Origin of the sequence: Streptomyces sp. CB02980 (genome assembly GCF_014451325.2) — a bacterium.
Lineage (GTDB): Bacteria > Actinomycetota > Actinomycetes > Streptomycetales > Streptomycetaceae > Streptomyces.
The window spans coordinates 12,998-30,171 of sequence record NZ_JACSCH020000009.1; the positions used below are offsets into that span (position 1 = coordinate 12,998).

14 protein-coding genes are annotated in these 17,174 nt (G+C 72.3%); 6 read left to right on the forward strand and 8 right to left on the reverse strand.

The window, feature by feature from the left end; genetic code table 11:
• The first annotated feature begins 17 nt into the window (after positions 1-17).
• On the forward strand, positions 18-1,556 hold the full coding sequence (locus E0F75_RS19825) for a PQQ-binding-like beta-propeller repeat protein (RefSeq protein ID WP_229312744.1): 1,539 nt from the start codon (positions 18-20) through the stop codon (positions 1,554-1,556).
• A gap of 55 nt (positions 1,557-1,611) precedes the next feature.
• On the opposite strand, the gene E0F75_RS19830 is transcribed toward E0F75_RS19825, so the two are convergent.
• The 3 genes from E0F75_RS19830 to E0F75_RS19840 form a co-directional block, all read right to left on the reverse strand.
• A complete protein-coding gene (locus E0F75_RS19830) occupies positions 1,612-2,427 on the reverse strand; it encodes a DsbA family protein (protein ID WP_187623877.1) in 816 nt (271 codons plus the stop codon).
• 60 nt (positions 2,428-2,487) lie between these two features.
• A complete protein-coding gene (locus E0F75_RS19835) occupies positions 2,488-3,174 on the reverse strand; it encodes a hypothetical protein (RefSeq protein ID WP_187624124.1) in 687 nt (228 codons plus the stop codon).
• Between the two features lie 125 nt (positions 3,175-3,299).
• Complete coding sequence (locus tag E0F75_RS19840; protein ID WP_187623878.1) at positions 3,300-4,649, reverse strand: DUF2252 domain-containing protein; 1,350 nt, start codon at positions 4,647-4,649, stop codon at positions 3,300-3,302.
• Between the two features lie 158 nt (positions 4,650-4,807).
• Between E0F75_RS19840 and dnaE the strand changes: the two genes are divergently transcribed.
• The gene (gene dnaE, locus E0F75_RS19845) at positions 4,808-8,347 is read left to right on the forward strand and encodes a DNA polymerase III subunit alpha (RefSeq protein ID WP_187623879.1); all 3,540 of its coding nucleotides are present in this window, start codon (positions 4,808-4,810) and stop codon (positions 8,345-8,347) included.
• Positions 8,348-8,447: 100 nt separating this feature from the next.
• Here dnaE and E0F75_RS19850 read toward each other — a convergent pair whose 3' ends face one another.
• Positions 8,448-8,621, reverse strand: a complete 174-nt coding sequence (locus E0F75_RS19850) for a hypothetical protein (RefSeq protein ID WP_187623880.1) — start codon at positions 8,619-8,621, stop codon at positions 8,448-8,450.
• 216 nt (positions 8,622-8,837) lie between these two features.
• Here E0F75_RS19850 and E0F75_RS19855 point away from each other — a divergent pair, with 216 nt between their 5' ends.
• The 4 genes from E0F75_RS19855 (at position 8,838) to E0F75_RS19870 (ending at position 12,801) form a co-directional block, all read left to right on the forward strand.
• Positions 8,838-10,193 carry an NYN domain-containing protein gene (locus tag E0F75_RS19855; protein ID WP_187623881.1) on the forward strand — a complete coding sequence of 452 codons (1,356 nt, stop codon included), beginning with the start codon at positions 8,838-8,840 and terminating at the stop codon, positions 10,191-10,193.
• Positions 10,194-10,213: 20 nt separating this feature from the next.
• On the forward strand, positions 10,214-11,185 hold the full coding sequence (locus tag E0F75_RS19860; RefSeq protein ID WP_187624125.1) for an ABC transporter ATP-binding protein: 972 nt from the start codon (positions 10,214-10,216) through the stop codon (positions 11,183-11,185).
• A gap of 112 nt (positions 11,186-11,297) precedes the next feature.
• Complete coding sequence (locus E0F75_RS19865) at positions 11,298-12,125, forward strand: ABC transporter permease (protein ID WP_187623882.1); 828 nt, start codon at positions 11,298-11,300, stop codon at positions 12,123-12,125.
• A gap of 34 nt (positions 12,126-12,159) precedes the next feature.
• Positions 12,160-12,801: a DUF2567 domain-containing protein gene (locus E0F75_RS19870; RefSeq protein ID WP_187623883.1), complete on the forward strand. Its 642-nt coding sequence runs from the start codon at positions 12,160-12,162 to the stop codon at positions 12,799-12,801.
• Positions 12,802-12,921: 120 nt separating this feature from the next.
• Here E0F75_RS19870 and ybaK read toward each other — a convergent pair whose 3' ends face one another.
• The 4 genes from ybaK to E0F75_RS19890 all read right to left on the reverse strand — a co-directional run bounded on the left by ybaK (position 12,922) and on the right by E0F75_RS19890 (position 16,986).
• The gene (gene ybaK / locus E0F75_RS19875) at positions 12,922-13,419 is read right to left on the reverse strand and encodes a Cys-tRNA(Pro) deacylase (RefSeq protein ID WP_187623884.1); all 498 of its coding nucleotides are present in this window, start codon (positions 13,417-13,419) and stop codon (positions 12,922-12,924) included.
• A 14-nt stretch (positions 13,420-13,433) separates the two neighbouring features.
• Positions 13,434-14,171, reverse strand: coding sequence for an LON peptidase substrate-binding domain-containing protein (locus E0F75_RS19880; RefSeq protein WP_187623885.1), 738 nt, complete (start codon positions 14,169-14,171; stop codon positions 13,434-13,436).
• Between the two features lie 10 nt (positions 14,172-14,181).
• Positions 14,182-15,261 carry a hypothetical protein gene (locus E0F75_RS19885; protein WP_187623886.1) on the reverse strand — a complete coding sequence of 360 codons (1,080 nt, stop codon included), beginning with the start codon at positions 15,259-15,261 and terminating at the stop codon, positions 14,182-14,184.
• A 111-nt stretch (positions 15,262-15,372) separates the two neighbouring features.
• Complete coding sequence (locus E0F75_RS19890) at positions 15,373-16,986, reverse strand: oxidoreductase (RefSeq protein ID WP_187623887.1); 1,614 nt, start codon at positions 16,984-16,986, stop codon at positions 15,373-15,375.
• Positions 16,987-17,174 lie beyond the last annotated feature (188 nt).

Below are 17,174 nucleotides of genomic sequence, written 5' to 3' on the forward strand. Positions count from 1 at the left end.
GACACGGGGGGAACCGGATGTCGCAGTCGAACGAGCCCTGGTACAGGCACCGTCCGCCGTCCTGGCCCGTGCCGGACAATCCGTACGCCCCCGAGGGGTACGGTCCGCCACCGCCTCGCCCACCCCGCCGCCACTGGCCGCTGGTCGCCGCGGTCCTCGCGCTGCTGCTGCTCGTCGGCTCGGGTGCCTACCTTCTCGGTGAGCGCTCCGGAGCGGCCCGCGCCCGATCGGAGAGCGACGCCCCGAAGACCACGGCACCGCCGAAGACCACGGCACCGCCGGAGAAGACCGCGAGCCCCACCCCGTCACCCTCCCGCATCCCCACCACCGCGGAGATCGCGCGGCAGCGCCGGGCCGGCGAGGCAGCTGCCTGGATCGTCGACGACCGCACCGACCTGCCCCATCGGAACATCCCGACCGAGAACCTCTGGATCGTCGGCGGCACCGCCGTCCAGGCCGTCTACAAGAGGGTCGTCGCCCACCGGCTCAGCGACGGCGCCCAGCTGTGGAGCGTCGACCTCCCGACCCCCGTCTGCGAGACCCCGGTCAACGCGGCCCCCGACGGCAAGGTCGTCATCGTCCTCAAGAACGTCGAGGCCTGGACCGGGACCCGGTGCAACCGGCTCCAGATGATCGACCTGCGCACCGGCAGGGCGGGCTGGCACAAGCAGCTGACCGAGACGGGCTCGGGGGACGACACGATCATGGTGGACAGCGCGGTGAGCGGGGGCACCTTCGCGATCGTCCAGAGCCTGAAGGCCTCCGCGTACAAGGTCGCCGACGGGAGGAAGCTGTACGACATCCCCATGGAGAACCCCGGGAAGTGCTACCCCGGCAGGGTGGCCGGCGGCAGCCGGCTGCTGGTGGTGGCCGACTGCGCGATCACCTCGATGGAGAAGGCGTACAGCCAGCTCAGGGAGATCGACCCGGCGACGGGCAAGGTCCGTTGGCGCCTCAGGACCGCGCCGGGGTGGCAGGTCGGCCAGGTGCTCTCCGTCGACCCGGTCGTGATCACCAGCGTGAAGAAGGAGACGAGCGGGAAGGACTGGCGGGTCGTCGCCCTCGGGCCCGGTGGCAAGGTCCGCAGGACCATCGACCCCCGGGGCAAGGGATTCACCCACTGCGGGGACTCCGTCGACACCAGCGGCAACGCCCAGGCCTGCCGGGAGGCCGTCGTCGGCGGGGGCCTCGTGCTCCTCGGCGGCACCGACCGCGTCGGCGCCTACGACCTCGGCACCGGGAAGCTGGTCTGGGGCGTGAAGGCCGGGGAGACCTCGTACGGCTACCACCCCCTGCGCGTCGGACCGGGCAGGACCGGGACGGTCTACCAGCTGGGCACGCTCAACTCCCCCGGGCGCGTCTTCCGGGTCGGTCCCGGCGGCGTGGACACCATCAAGGACGTGCTGCGGCTCCCCGCCTCCACCGCGAAGGCCGAGTTCGGGATGGGGGTCGTCGGGGAGAACGCCTATGTGGGCGACCGGCTCGTGATCACGCCCGCCGGTCTGAGCGGCGACGACGCCCAGCACGAGCCCCGCATGCTCTCCTTCGCCCCCTGACCCGCCGAGCGGGCGCGGATCAGGGAGCGAAGGAGGCCGTTCCGTCCGGTCCGGGTCAGCCCTTGAGGGCCGTGTCGATCGCCGTGTTGAACTCCGGCGCGGTCATCGGCGGGTTGTCGGAGCCCGCCACCGTCACCGGCTTGCCGTCCATCTTCAGCGTCGGGGTGCCCTTCACACCGCTGTCGTCGAAGGCCTTCGACATCTTCATCGCCCAGGCGTCGAAGGTGCCGTCCTCGACGTTCTTCTTGAACGCGGCGTTGCCCTTGAGGGCCGGCACCGAGTCCGCCACCTCCAGGAGGTAGGAGTCCTTGGCGAACTTGTCGTCGTTCTCCTCGGGGTGGAACTTCGCCGAGTAGAGCGCCGCCTTGTACGTCAGGAAGGCATCGGGGCTCACGTCGAGGGCCGCGCCGAGGGCCGAGAGGGCGTTCTTCGAGCCCTCGCCCGTGGCGGCGTCGTCGATGAACGTGGCACCGACGTACTTGATCTTGTACTTGCCGGCCTCGACGTCCTTCTCGACCGTGGAGCCCACGGACTGCTCGAAGGTCGCGCAGACCGGGCAGCGCGAGTCCTCGTACAGCTCCAGGGTCTTCTTCGCGGCCGGCTTGCCGACGACGACGGTCGTGCCGTTCGTGCCCGAGGTGTTCTTCGGGGCGGTCACGGTGGTCGCCTTCGCGGCCGACTCCCATGCGGAGGGCTGGTTCGACTGGACCACCGCGTAGCCGATGCCGCCGGCGGCGGCCAGGACGGCCACGGCCGAGACGCCGACGACGAGCTGCCGGCGGGCCCGGTCCTTCTTCGCCTGGCGCTCGCGCTCGACGCGCAGACGCTCGCGGGCGGCAGCCTTGTTGGCCTGGTTGTTGCGTGCACTCATGATCGTGATCTCCGTGACGGTGAGGAATCGAGGGGTACCGCGTGCCTGGGTGCGCGTCGCTCAGACGAGAGCGAGGCGCGGGCACGGAGGTCCCCGCCGTCCCACGGAGTGGGTGAGGAGCCGGGTACGGGAGGGCCGGGGCCGTCCCGCGGGCCGCCCGGCGCGCCGCGGCGCCGGACCACCGGTACGGAAGAGGGCCGCCACCAGGAGCAGCGGTCGGAACGCGACGGCCGCCACCGCGCCGAGCAGCCGGGCGAGCGCCCGCTCCCCGCCGCGCAGCCAGACCGCGGCGAAGAGCCCGACGCCCACATGGGCCAGGAGCAGCAGCCAGGGCAGCGACGGGTCGGGGGAGTCGAGGAGCGCGGCGGCCGTGCCGCTCTCGGGGGCGGCCACGCCGGGCAGCGGGGTGCCGACGGCGCCGCCGCAGAACACCTCCACGCCGACCGCGCGCAGCGATCCGGCGACCGGGCCGCCGGCGGCGCCGTAACAGACCGCCTGGCCGCTGGTGAAGAGCGTGTCGGCCGCCAGTTCCAGCGGGACGAGGAGCCCGGCGATCGGGCCGAGGCCCCGCTCGCGGCCCGCCAGGGCGTACGCCACGGCGAAGACGCCGACCGCGACCGGGACGATCGTCCCGAGCGGCAGCGGCACGCGTGAGAGCAGCACGTGGGACGCCACGGACAGCGTCACGACCAGTGCCGTGAAGAACGCCGCCCGCAGCGTCCTCAGCTGCGTCCCTGCCATGTCCATCGTCGTGGAGTGTGCCATGCCGGTCCGTAAAACGCCCTTAAAGGCAGTCTGTGAACGGCCCCGCAGGCCCCGGATTCCCCAGCGGCCCCCGATTCCCCGGGAAGCGCCGGTGGCCCGGGATTCCGCTACAGCCCCGGGATCCGGCCGTTGCGGAAGAGGTCCACGAAGATCTGGTGGTCGGCCCGCGCGCGTGCCCCGTAGGCGTGGGCGAAGTCCACCAGGAGCTCCGCGAAACCCTCCTCGTCGGCGGCGATCGCCGCGTCGATGGCCCGCTCCGTCGAGAACGGCACCAGCGAGTGCCCGCTGGAGTCGTCCGCCGCCGCGTGCATGGTCGCCGTCGCCCGGCCGAGGTCGGCGACCGTGGCCGCGATGTCCTGGGGGTCGTCGATGTCCGACCAGTCGAGGTCCACCGCGTACGGCGAGACCTCCGCGACCAGCTGCCCGGCGCCGTCCAGCTCCGTCCAGCCGAGCCACGGGTCGGCGTGCGCCTGGAGCGCCCGCTGCGAGATCACGGTGCGGTGGCCCTCGTGCTGGAAGTACTCCCGCACCGCCGCGTCCGTCACATGACGGGAGACCGCCGGGGTCTGCGCCTGCTTGAGGTAGATCACGACGTCGTTCTCCAGGGCGTCGCTGTTGCCCTCCAGGAGGATGTTGTACGAGGGGAGGCCGGCCGAGCCGATGCCGATCCCGCGCCGCCCGACCACGTCCTTGACCCGGTACGAGTCGGGGCGGGACAGGCTGGACTCCGGCAGGGTCTCCAGGTAACCGTCGAAGGCCGCCAGGACCTTGTACCGCGCGGCCGCGTCCAGCTCGATCGCGCCGCCGCCCGCGGAGAAGCGGCGCTCGTAGTCCCGGATCTCCGTCATCGACTCGAGGAGCCCGAAGCGGGTCATGGAGCGGGCGTCGCGCAGCGCGTCGAGCAGCGCGCCCTCGGCCGTGTCCAGCGTGAACGGGGGCAGCTCGTCGTTCTTCGCGCCGGTCGCGAGGGCGTGGATCCGCTCCCGGTAGGACGCGGCGTAGATCCGGACCAGGTGGCTGATCTGCTCGTCGCTCAGCGCCTTCGCGTAGCCGACGAGGGCGAGCGAGGCCGCGAGCCGCTTGAGGTCCCAGGTGAAGGGGCCGACGTACGCCTCGTCGAAGTCGTTGACGTTGAAGATGAGCCGCCCGTTGGCGTCCATGTACGTGCCGAAGTTCTCGGCGTGCAGATCGCCGTGGATCCAGACCCGGCCGGTGCGCTCGTCCAGGTAGGGGCCACTGTGCGTGTTCCCTCCCTCCCGCCCGGAGCCCTCCCGCGCCAGGTCGGCGTAGAACAGGCAGGCCGTGCCCCGGTAGAAGGCGAACGCCGAGCCGGCCATCTTCCGGAACTTGACGCGGAAGGCGGCGGGGTCGGCGGCGAGGAGCTCGCCGAAGGCGGTGTCGAAGACGGCGAGAATGTGCTCACCGCGCTCCGCGGCGGTGGGCTGGGGGACCGACATCGAGGTGCCTCCTGGTACGAAGCCGTGCATAGACAAATGGGACAGGTGTTCCTGTCTCCCAACGCGCGACGGTACCCGCGAGTGCCCGGCCGCTGTCAGTCCGGCGACGTAGACTTCGACGCTGTCCCCCCAGAAGTTCACTGCCGGAGGCCTCCCCCGTGACCAAGCCGCCCTTCACGCACCTCCACGTCCACACCCAGTACTCGCTGCTGGACGGTGCCGCGCGGCTGAAGGACATGTTCAACGCGTGCAACGAGATGGGCATGACCCATATCGCGATGTCCGACCACGGCAATCTGCACGGGGCGTACGACTTCTTCCACACGGCGAAGAAGGCCGGGGTGACGCCGATCATCGGCATCGAGGCGTACGTCGCCCCCGAGTCCCGGCGCAACAAGCGGAAGATCCAGTGGGGCCAGCCGCACCAGAAGCGGGACGACGTCTCCGGTTCCGGTGGTTACACCCACAAGACGATCTGGGCGGCCAACGCCACGGGACTGCACAACCTCTTCAAGCTCTCCTCCGACGCGTACGCCGAGGGCTGGCTCCAGAAGTGGCCCCGGATGGACAAGGAGACCATCTCCCAGTGGTCGGAGGGGCTCATCGCCTCCACCGGCTGCCCCTCCGGCGAGCTGCAGACCCGGCTCCGGCTCGGCCAGTTCGACGAGGCCCTCAAGGCGGCCTCCGAGTACCAGGACATCTTCGGCAAGGAGCGGTACTTCCTGGAGCTGATGGACCACGGCATCGAGATCGAGCGCCGGGTCCGCGACGGGCTCCTGGAGATCGGCAAGAAGCTCGGCATCCCGCCGCTGGTCACCAACGACTCGCACTACACGTACGCGCACGAGGCCGGCGCGCACGACGCCCTGCTCTGCATCCAGACCGGCAAGAACCTCTCCGACCCGGACCGCTTCCGGTTCGACGGCACCGGCTACTACCTGAAGTCCACGGACGAGATGTACGCCGTCGACTCCTCGGACGCCTGGCAGGAGGGCTGCCGCAACACCCTCCTGGTCGCCGAGCAGGTCTCCACCGACGGCATGTTCGTCGAGAAGAACCTCATGCCGAAGTTCGACATCCCGGAGGGGTTCACCGAGGTCACCTGGTTCCGCGAGGAGACCATGCGGGGCATGCACCGCCGCTTCCCCGGAGGCATCCCCGACGACCGCATGAAGCAGGTCGAGTACGAGATGGACACGATCATCTCGATGGGCTTCCCCGGCTACTTCCTCGTCGTCGCCGACTTCATCATGTGGGCGAAGAAGCAGGGCATCGCCGTGGGCCCCGGCCGAGGCTCCGCGGCCGGCTCGATCGTCGCGTACGCCATGGGCATCACCGACCTCGACCCGATCCCGCACGGACTGATCTTCGAGCGCTTCCTCAACCCCGAGCGCATCTCGATGCCCGATGTCGACATCGACTTCGACGAGCGTCGGCGCGTCGAGGTGATCCGGTACGTGACGGAGAAGTACGGCTCCGACAAGGTCGCCATGATCGGCACCTACGGCAAGATCAAGGCGAAGAACGCCATCAAGGACTCCGCGCGCGTCCTCGGCTACCCGTACGCCATGGGCGACCGGCTCACCAAGGCCATGCCCGCCGACGTCCTCGGCAAGGGCATCGACCTCAACGGCATCACCGACCCCTCGCACCCGCGCTACAGCGAGGCCGGCGAGATCCGCGCGATGTACGAGAACGAGCCGGACGTCAAGAAGGTCATCGACACCGCCCGGGGCGTCGAGGGCCTGGTCCGCCAGATGGGCGTGCACGCGGCCGGCGTCATCATGTCCAGCGAGCCGATCGTCGACCACGCGCCGATCTGGGTGCGGCACACCGACGGCGTCACCATCACGCAGTGGGACTACCCGCAGTGCGAGTCGCTCGGCCTGCTCAAGATGGACTTCCTGGGCCTGCGCAACCTCACGATCATGGACGACGCCGTCAAGATGGTGAAGGCCAACAAGGGGATCGACCTCGACCTCCTGGCCCTGCCGCTCGACGACCCGAAGACCTTCGAACTGCTCCAGCGCGGTGACACGCTCGGTGTCTTCCAGTTCGACGGCGGCCCCATGCGTTCGCTGCTGCGGCTGATGAAGCCCGACAACTTCGAAGACATCTCCGCCGTGTCCGCCCTGTACCGGCCGGGCCCGATGGGCATGAACTCGCACACGAACTACGCCCTGCGCAAGAACGCGCAGCAGGAGATCACCCCGATCCACCCCGAGCTGGAGAAGCCGCTCGAAGAGGTGCTCGCGGTCACCTACGGCCTCATCGTGTACCAGGAGCAGGTGCAGAAGGCCGCCCAGATCATCGCCGGGTACTCGCTCGGCGAGGCCGACATCCTCCGCCGCGTGATGGGCAAGAAGAAGCCCGACGAGCTGGCGAAGAACTTCGTCATCTTCGAGGCCGGAGCCAAGGGCAAGGGCTTCAGCGACGCGGCCATCAAGGCCCTCTGGGACGTCCTGGTCCCCTTCGCCGGCTACGCCTTCAACAAGGCCCACTCGGCCGCGTACGGACTGGTCTCCTACTGGACCGCCTACCTCAAGGCCAACTTCCCGGCCGAGTACATGGCGGGACTGCTCACCTCGGTCAAGGACGACAAGGACAAGTCCGCGATCTACCTCAACGAGTGCCGCCGCATGGGCATCAAGGTGCTCCCGCCGAACGTGAACGAGTCCGAGTCGAACTTCGCCGCCCAGGGCGACGACGTGATCCTCTTCGGCCTCTCCGCCGTCCGGAACGTCGGCACCAACGTCGTCGAGTCGATCATCAAGTCGCGCAAGGCGAAGGGGAAGTACTCCTCCTTCCCGGACTTCCTCGACAAGGTCGAGGCCGTCGTCTGCAACAAGCGGACCGTCGAGTCGCTGATCAAGGCCGGCGCGTTCGACGAGATGGGCCACACCCGCAAGGGCCTGGTCGCCCACCACGAACCGATGATCGACAACGTGGTGGCGGTCAAGCGCAAGGAGGCCGAGGGACAGTTCGACCTGTTCGGCGGCATGGGCGACGAGTCCGCCGACGAGCCCGGCTTCGGCCTGGACGTCGAGTTCTCCGACATCGAGTGGGAGAAGTCCTACCTGCTCGCCCAGGAGCGCGAGATGCTCGGCCTGTACGTCTCCGACCACCCGCTCTTCGGCATCGAGCACGTCCTGTCCGACAAGACGGACGCGGCGATCTCCCAGCTCACCGGCGGCGAGCACTCCGACGGCGCGGTCGTCACCATCGGCGGCATCATCTCCGGCCTCCAGCGGAAGATGACCAAGCAGGGCAACGCCTGGGCCATCGCCACCGTCGAGGACCTGGCCGGCTCCATCGAGTGCATGTACTTCCCGGCCACCTACCAGCTGGTCTCCACCCAGCTCGTCGAGGACACGGTGGTCTTCGTCAAGGGCCGGCTCGACAAGCGCGAGGACGTGCCCCGGCTCGTCGCCATGGAGCTGATGGTCCCCGACCTGTCGAACGCCGGGACCAACGCGCCGGTGATCCTCACCATCCCCACCGTCAAGGTGACCCCGCCGATGGTCACCCGCCTCGGCGAGATCCTGGGCCACCACAAGGGCAACACCGAGGTGCGGATCAAGCTCCAGGGCCCCCGGACCACGACCGTGCTGCGCCTCGACCGGCACCGGGTGCAGGCCGATCCGGCGCTCTTCGGCGACCTGAAGGTGCTGCTCGGCCCGTCCTGCCTGGCCGGCTGATCATCCGTCCCGCCCGGCCCGGCCGGGTGGGACCTCCCGCACACGCGCAAGGGGCGCGCCCGTCGTCACGGGCGCGCCCCTTTGCCGTACGCGGAGGCCGTCAGTTGTGGCCGAAGCGCTTCTGGCGGCCCTTGCGGGCGACATCGCTCGGCAGCACCTGAGACGTGCGCTGCGACGCCTCGGACTCCATCGCCGACTGCTGCGCCTGCTGGGCGCCGCGCTCGGCCGGGGACTGCTGCTTCTGGCTGCGGTTCTGGTTGCGGTTCTTGGCCATGGGGATGCCTCCTCAAAGGGACCTAGGGGCCAGGGCCGCTGTCAGACTCACATACGGCACGAACCGCCGCATGTTGGATCATTACGGAGCGTAAGGCCCCGGGGAACGTGACATCCGCCACGCCGATGATCCAGTTCCGACCGTCGAGCCCCCGCCCTTCGGGCAGACTCGAAGGAAATCCGAAGCAACTTCCGATCCCGAGGTTCCCGAAAGAGGGTGGAACACGTGGACCGCTGCGTCGTCCTGGTGGATGCCGGCTACCTGCTGGGAGCTGCCGCCAGTCTTCTGGCCGGGGAACCGGCCCGCTCCAGGATCACCGTCGATCACGCCGGGCTCATCCAGCAGCTGCGCCAGCGCGCCGAGGCCGAGACCGCGCTGCCCCTCCTGCGGATCTACTGGTTCGACGGCGCTCCCGACCGGGTGCCCCAGCCCGAGCACCGGAGACTGCGCGTGATGCCCCGGGTCACCGTCCGGCTCGGCGCGCTGACGCGGAGCGACGGACGCTGGGCCCAGAAGGGCGTCGACGCGGCGATGCACACCGAGCTGACCGAGCTCGCCAGGAACCGGGCCTGCTCCGACATCGTGCTCGTCACCGGCGACGGAGACCTGCTGCCCGGACTGATGTCCGCCAAGGAGCACGGCGTCGCCGTCCATCTCTGGGCCGTCCAGGCCGCCGACGGCGACTACAACCAGTCCGAGGACCTCGTCGCCGAGGCCGACGAACGGCGGGTCCTCGACCGGACCTGGATCACCCGGGCCGTCCGCGCCAAGGACCTCACCGGGATCTGCTCGCCCCCGCCCGCCCCGCGCCCCGAGATCGCCGCCATCCTCTCCGCGCCGCTGCCGGAGGCGGCTCTCGCCGCCTCCGCGGAACGGGCCGCCGAGGCGGCCGCCGCCCGGGCCCCCGAGGAGGTCTCCCATGCCAACGGCGGCGGCAACGGTCACGTCCACCACGGCAACGGGCACGCGGGCGCCAACGGTCACCTCCGCGAGGACGACCACGACCGCGGCCACGGGACCGGCGTCCCCGCCCCGGCCTCCGGCAAGGGCGTCCCCACCCCCAAGGACCTGGCGGGACTGCGCGCCCCCGGCGCCGCCGCCTCCCCGGCCGCCCCCCTGCCCCAGGGCGCCAGCGCACTCCGCTGGTCCTCCGACCGGGGCTGGGTCGAGCGCCCCGCCGCCCCCCTCGGTGAACCGGCCGAGACCGCCTCCCTGCCGACCCTCGCCGCCCTCACCAGCGCCGAGCAGCGCTGGGCGGACCGCGAGGAGGACATCACCACCGTCGGCGGAGACCCGTTCGAGGTCGGACAGGTGTTCGCCCGGCGGTGGATGGAACGGCTCCCCGAGCAGAGCCACGTCCAGAAGCTGTCCACCCTCTACCCCCGCATCCCGCACCGCATCGACGGCGAACTCCTCCGGTACGCGGCCCGATTCGGCCTGCTCGCCCACAAGGACGACCAGATCGACGAGCACGACCGTTATGCGATCCGGGCGGGATTCTGGCGCGAGATCGACGTCCGGGCCGCCGCCGAACAAGCCCCCGCGCCCGGAGCGGGCCCGGCGACCCCGTAGGCTCTTCCCCCGTGAGTACGGTGTGCGTGGTGCGGGATCTGGTCAAGACGTACCCCGCCACGCGCGGCGGGCGCGGTGCGCCGGCGACACCCGAGGTGCGGGCCACCGACGGGATCAGCCTCGACGTGCGCGGCGGCGAGATCTTCGGGCTGCTCGGCCCCAACGGCGCGGGCAAGTCGACCCTCGTCCGCCAGCTCACCGGGCTCATGCGCCCCGACTCCGGCAGCGTCCGGCTTCTCGGCCACGACCTCGTGCGCCACCCCGAGCGGGCGTCCCGCCTCCTCGCGTACCTCGGCCAGGAGTCCACCGCCCTCGACGAGCTGACCGTCGCCCTCGCCGCCGAGACCACCGGGCGGCTGCGCGGCCTCACCGCCCGCGACGCGCGCGCCGAGCGCGACGCCGTCCTGGAGGAACTCGGCCTCGGCGCGCTCGCCTCCCGGCCCCTCAAGAAGCTCTCCGGCGGCCAGCGCAGGCTCGCCTGCTTCGCCGCCGCCCTCGTCGGCGAGCGCCCCGTCCTCGTCCTCGACGAGCCCACCACGGGCATGGACCCCGTCGCCCGCCGCGCCGTCTGGGCGGCCGTCGACCGGCGGCGCGCCGAACACGGCGCCACCGTGCTGCTCGTCACCCACAACGTCATCGAGGCCGAGACCGTCCTCGACCGGGTCGCCGTCCTCGAACACGGCCGGGTCATCGCCTGCGACACGCCCGCCGGCCTCAAGGAACGGGTCGCGGGCGAGGTCCGCGTCGAGCTGGTCTGGCGCGAGTCCGCCCCGCTCCACCTGCCCGAGGTCGCGGCGCTGCGCGGACTCGCCCAGGAGACGGGCCGGCGCTGGATCCTCCGGCTCGCCCCCGACGCCGCCCGCACCGCCGTCGCCACCGTCACCGGCGGGGCCGCGTTCGCCGCGCTCGACGACTTCACCCTGGCCACCCCCAGCCTGGAGGACGTGTACCTGGCGCTGGGCGGCGCGACCGAGGGACTGGTGAAGGCATGACCCGCCCCGTACCGCACGTACACCGTGCACCGCACCTACACTGCGCACCTCGCCGAAGCCGTGTCCCGCACGTACTGCCCGTACCGCACGTCACCCCCAGGAGCTGTACGCAGTGAGCACCGTGCCCGCAGAGGTCCTGCCGACCGGCGCGCCTTCCGTCCGCGCCGGCGCGGACGACGAGGCCGTCGCCCCCCTCGCCCCGCGCGCCCGGCTGCTGCCGGCCCTGGCCGCCGTCTACCGCGCGCAGCTCTCCCGCGCCCGGGTCGCCCGCATCCCGCTGCTCTTCGTGGCCACCTTCCAGTCCATCGGGATCATGGTCCTGATGCGCGGGGTCGTCGACGGGGGCTCCGAGGCGCGCGCCGTCGTGGCCGGCTCCACCGTCCTCGTCGTCGCCTTCGTCGCGCTCAACCTGCTCGCCCAGTACTTCGGCCAGCTGCGGGCCACCGGCGGCCTCGACCACTACGCCACCCTGCCCGTGCCGCCCGCCGCCGTCGTGCTCGGCGCCGCCGGCGCGTACGCCTCCTTCACCGTGCCCGGGACCGCCGTCACCGCCGTCGCCGGCTCCGTGCTCTTCGGACTGCCGCTCGGCCACCTCTGGATCCTCGCCGCCGTCGTCCCGCTCGCCGGCGCCGCGCTCGCCGGCCTCGGCGCGGCCCTCGGGCTCCTCGCGCCCCGGCAGGAGCTGGCCACCCTCCTCGGCCAGCTCGGCATGTCTGCGGCGCTGCTCCTCGGCGTGCTCCCGGCGGAGCGGCTGCCGCAGCCCATCGGCTGGGCCCGGGACCTGCTGCCCTCGACGTACGGCGTGGAGGCCCTGGCCCGCACCTTCGACCGCCGTCCCGACTGGGCGGCCGTCGCCCTCGACCTCGCCGTGTGCGGGGTGGTCGGGGTGGTCTCCCTGGCCCTCGCCACCTGGGCGTACCGGCGGGCAGCCGTCCGCTGAGGCGGGCCACGGACACACCTGGCACGATGGCGGGGTGACCGCACCCCTGACTCCGCCTCACCAGCCACCGCCGCACGACCCCGACTGGCCCCCGCCGCCCCCGCCGATGCTCGGCCCGGCCGGGGACCCGATCACGGCGGCCGAGGTCCTTCAGGGTGTCCTGGTGACCCTCGTCTCGGCGGTCGCCGGGGCGGTGCTCGGAGTGCTGTGGCTGAACCTGGCCCCGCGGATCCTGCTCATCTCGGACGGCAAGGGCGTCTACCTCCGCAACTCGGAGGGGGAGGCGGCGATCGGCTCGGACGGAACGTTTGTCCTGCTCGCGCTGGCCTTCGGCGCGGTCGCCGCGCTCGTCGTCTTCCTCGCGCGCCGCAAGGGCGGCGTCCCGCTGGTGCTCGGCCTCGCGCTGGGCGGCGTGCTGGGCTCACTGCTCGCCTGGGGCCTCGGGACGTACTTCGGCCCGACGAGCGACGTCGTCGCCCACGCGAAGGCGGTCGGCCCCAACGTCGCCTTCGAGGCGCCGCTCGAACTGAACCTGGGGGCCGCCGCGATGCTGGCCTGGCCGCTCGCCGCGATGATCGTGCACCTGGCGCTCACCGCCCTCTTCGGCCCGCGCGACCAGGAACCCGGACCGTGGGACCAGCCGAAGGCGTACACCCAGGGGCCGGGCCGGAGCTGACGGCCCCGGCTCCCACGGCGGCCCCGGCTCCCACGGCGACCGCGCCGCCCGACGGACGCGGCCGACCGGCAGGCGCGTCCGACCGCCAGGCGGGTCCTGATCGTCAGGCACTTCCGACCGTCAGGCGCGGCCGATCGGGGCCACGACCGCCGACGTGAGGGCGGCCAGATCCGCGGGGGAGAGCTCCACCTCGAGGCCGCGCCGGCCCGCCGAGATGCAGATGGACGCGTGGTCCGAGGCCGAGGCGTCGAGGACCGTACGGAGCCGCTTGCGCTGGCCCAGCGGGGAGATGCCGCCCCGCACATAGCCCGTGGTGCGCTCGGCCGCCGCCGGGTCCGCCATCGCCGCGCGCTTGCCGCCGACCGCCGAGGCCAGGGCCTTCAGATCGAGCTGGCCGGCGACCGGGACCACCGCGACCGTCAGCTCGCCGTCGACGTCCGCCACCAGGGTCTTGAAGACCCGGTCCGGGGAGACGCCGAGGGCCTCGGCCGCCTCCTCGCCGTACGAGGGGGAGGCCGGGTCGTGCTCGTACGCGTGCAGGGTGAACGGGGTGCCGGCCGCCGTCAGGGCCACCGTCGCAGGGGTGCCTCCGCCGTTCTTCTTCTGCTTCTTCGCCACGCGCGCGCTCTTCCTCAGTTCGGGTACGTCGGGGCCTGCGTCAGGTCCACCACCGGCAGCGACGGCAGATGCCGGAGGACCGCCGTCTCCGCGCGCAGCAGCGTCAGCTCCTCGCGCAGCCGGGTCGCCGTGTCCGGGGCCTGGAGCAGCCGCTGCTTCGACGGCGTGTCCAGCACCGCCGCAGCCGCGACCAGGTACGAGACCACCGAGGGGTCGTCCGGCAGCTCGCTCGTGGTCAGCGAGCGCTCGCGCGCCCCGGCCAGCCGCTTCTGGTAGCTGCGGAAGGCCCGCAGCACCCCCTCGGAGAGGCTGCCGGCCTCCTCGCCCTGCTCCTCCGGGATCTCCTCGACCTCGGCGACCAGGAACGGCCCGCTCGCGTCGACGGACAGCAGCTTCACCCGGGTCGTGCCGGTGGCCGTCACCTCGAAGCTGCCGTCGGCGCGCTCGCGGATCTGCACCGCGTCGGCGACGCAGCCGACCCGGTGGAAGGACTGGATGGGGTCGGAGCCGAAGCCCGCGGCCGGGCCCTTCTCCGGCAGCGCCGTCTGGTCGGGCATGCCGGGGGCCGTCGGGGCGACCTCGCGGCCGTCGCGGATGGCGACGACGGCGAAGCGGCGCGGCTCCGAGTCGTCGATCGTGAGCAGCTCGCGCATCATGGCGCGATAACGCTCCTCGAAGACGTTCAGCGGCAGCACGAGGCCCGGGAACAGCACCGCGTTGAGCGGGAAGAGAGGCAGGCGAGCGGTGGTCACAGCGGTCAGCCTAATGGCCGCCGGGCCCGCCCCGTCCGGCCCGTCCCTCTCCGGTGTCCCAGAGAGGGGTACGGCGGGCCAGTTCGGTCCTGACCGTGTCCCGCGCGGCGAGGAACCGGAGCAGGGGGTCCCCCCTGCTCGAGCGGAGCCGAGAGCTCGGGGGAGGATCCTCCCGCCCGGCACCCCGCGCGGCTCCCCACGGGAAGGAGGTCGCGTGGACCCCGATCCGGCCGAACTCCGCCCGCGCCTCCGCCCACCGCCCCCGCTCCACCAGTACGTACGCCAGCAGGTTGCGGACCTCGGCGGGCCACGGGTCGCCCGTCGGGAAGACCGCCGACAGGGCCAGGGCCCGGTCCGCCGCCCGGTCGATCCGCGCCTCCGGCACGGACGGGTCCCGGTCCGGCGCCACCCGGAGCCGGTCGTAGGCGGCGCGGACCGGCAGCGCCCGTACGAGCGAGTCCGGGGCGGCGTCGTCGGCCGCCTGCTCGGCGAAGTCGAAGGCGGCCCGGTGCGAGCCGTACCACTGCGCCGACAGGTACTTGAGCGCCGCGACATGGCAGCCGTAGTGGTGCGGGGAGCGGCGCACCGCCTGCTCCCAGAGCGACTCGAAGGCGGCGGGCCCGGCGTGCGCCCCGCGCGCGTGGTCCAGGGCGAGCCGCCACGGCACCGGGTCGTGCGGCGCCTCCTCGGCCATCGCCTGGATCAGCGGCGTGAGTTCGCGCAGCCGCTCGGCCCGCGCGGGCGACTCCCAGGCCCGGCGGACGGCGAGCTGCGCGGTGACGAGCAGGGCGTCGGGATCGCGGGGCGCGGCGGAGAGCCAGTGGGTCAGCCAGTCGTCCCTGCTGTACGCGAAGGTGGCGAGCCGGGTGACGTAACGGTCGCGGTCCTCCCACTCGCCGGCGTCCCGGGTGGTGGCGAGCAGCTTCGCCGCGGGCTCCGGGTCGGCGAGGGCGGCGGCGACCAGGGCGGGGGCGAGCCGCTCGTCCGGGGCGTCGAGCAGCACGTCGTCGTCCGGCACGAACCCGGCGGCGAGCCGCGGGGTGTGCCGGGCCGAACGAACGGCGCCTCTCAGGGCACGGAGCAAGGACATGGTGCGACGTATTCTCTCCCGACCCCCGCCTCCGCGGCAGCCGGTCTCACGGCCCGCTCACCAAACCTTCGCCGCAGCCCGCCGCTTACACCAATCCTCCGCCGCGCCGCCTCACCCCCTGCTCAGCAGCCGGGTCGCTCCCGCCGCCACCGTCGTCGCCAGGATCCAGCCCAGCAGGATCAGCACCGCCGCCGCCCACTGCCATGTCCCCTCCAGGCGCCAGTAGCCGTCCTGGCCGAGATTGATCACCGGGAGCAGCAGATCGAGCGCGTACAGCGGACCGTTCCACTCGGGAGCCTCCTCCGCCTTCAGCGGTGTCGGGCGGTAGTGGGAGAAGGCCACCGTGCCCGCCGCCCACAGGACCGCCATCCACAGTGCGGCCCGGCCCGGCCGGTAGCCGTAGGCCACGGTCCAGTCCTGGAGGTAGCCCCAGAGCTTCCCCGCCACCGGCAGGGTCTCGCGTCTGCGCCGCTGCTTGGCCAGCAGCACCTCGCGGGCGTCGGCGTCCTCCCCGCTGCTGCGCAGGACGGTCGCCAGGCGTTCGTACGGCTCGGGGGCGTACTCCGGGGTCGCCGCCGCCACCCACTCCAGGCGCCGGGCCAGCGGGAAGTGCCCGTACGGGACGAGGTTCTCGTAGGCGAAGCCGCCCATCGCGAGCCCGCCGGGCCCCGGCCAGCTGGTCGACAGGTCGATCAGGGTGACGACCTTCGCGCCGTTGAGCACGACGCGGCCCTCCTCCGGCCGCTCGCCGTTGAACCGGAGCTCCGGGGTGACGATCCGCCGCAGCGAGACCTCCTCCCGGCGCGCCCCGCTCAGCAGGAACCGGGCGTGGTGCAGGTCCACCGCGTCACCGAAGCGGCCGTCGTCGAGCCGCACCCCGCCGTGGAACTCGACCGGCTTGCGGTGGGCGCCCTGGGCGGGCGTCACCCCGTACGGCGGGGTGGCCGTCGAGTTGCCCGTGCTCCCCGCGGTGCCCGACTCCTCGTACACCCAGGCCGCGTTCAGATAGAGCGAGCGCTCCACCGTCAGCTGCGGCGCGTTGAGCGCGCGGCGGCCCTGCGCGCCGCGCAGCACACTGCCCCGCAGGCTGAGCGACACGCCGACCTTCGCCCCGCGCAGGCTCAGCTCCCCGTGCGTCTCGATCAGCTCGGCCTGGAGGTCCTGGGCGACCACCAGGCCGTCCGCGGTGATGGCCCGGCCGCGCCGGTCCGGCCACACCTGGATCTGGTTGACGAGCAGGTCCGTGCCGATCTGCGCGTCGGTGAGCCGGATGCCCCACCGCACCCGGCAGCGCGGCAGGTGCAGGTCCCCCTCGGTGTGCAGCCGGGCCGCCTCCAGGCGCGGCAGCGCGCACTCGACCATCCGCAGCGTGCCGAACCGGGCCTCCGGCAGCACCACCTCGCCGTCGAAGCGGCAGCCGTGCAGCTCCACGTACGGCCCTATCGTCCCGCCCGCCAGGTTCAGCACGCCGGTGATCCGCACGCCGCGCAGCTTCAGCGCGGCCACCCGTCCGGACCGGGCCGGCGGCCCGGCGAGCAGCAGCAGCGCCACCACATCGGCGCGGACGCTCCGCTCCTCCCCCCAGTCCCTCCCCCCGAAGGGGTCGTCCCGCTCCGCGATCCCCTCCGTCAGATCGCACGTCCTGCCGACGACGAACGCCCGCCACACGGCCCGCTCCGGGCCCGTGAGTCCGTCCGGCATCCCGTCCTCGTGCGGCTCGGTCACTGCCGCCCCCCTCGCTTTCCACGATCCGCTCGCACGATTCCGCGATTCCGGTTTCGATCGTTTTCCGGGGTCCCGTGGATTCGTACAGCCGTTCTTCCCGCTGAGTGACGGGCTGAACGCTAACGGTCAGGAGTGGCGACAAGACGCCAGTGTGGCCCGTATCAGCCATTGATACGGGCGACCGGCGC

Coding starts and splice junctions, on each gene's coding strand:
- E0F75_RS19850 (WP_187623880.1), bottom strand. CDS start 8,621: ATGGCCAAGAACCGCAACCAGAACCGCAGCCAGAAGCAGCAGTCCCCG.
- E0F75_RS19830 (WP_187623877.1), bottom strand. CDS start 2,427: ATGAGTGCACGCAACAACCAGGCCAACAAGGCTGCCGCCCGCGAGCGT.
- E0F75_RS19825 (WP_229312744.1), top strand. CDS start 18: ATGTCGCAGTCGAACGAGCCCTGGTACAGGCACCGTCCGCCGTCCTGG.
- E0F75_RS19840 (WP_187623878.1), bottom strand. CDS start 4,649: ATGTCGGTCCCCCAGCCCACCGCCGCGGAGCGCGGTGAGCACATTCTC.
- E0F75_RS19835 (WP_187624124.1), bottom strand. CDS start 3,174: ATGGACATGGCAGGGACGCAGCTGAGGACGCTGCGGGCGGCGTTCTTC.
- E0F75_RS19885 (WP_187623886.1), bottom strand. CDS start 15,261: ATGTCCTTGCTCCGTGCCCTGAGAGGCGCCGTTCGTTCGGCCCGGCAC.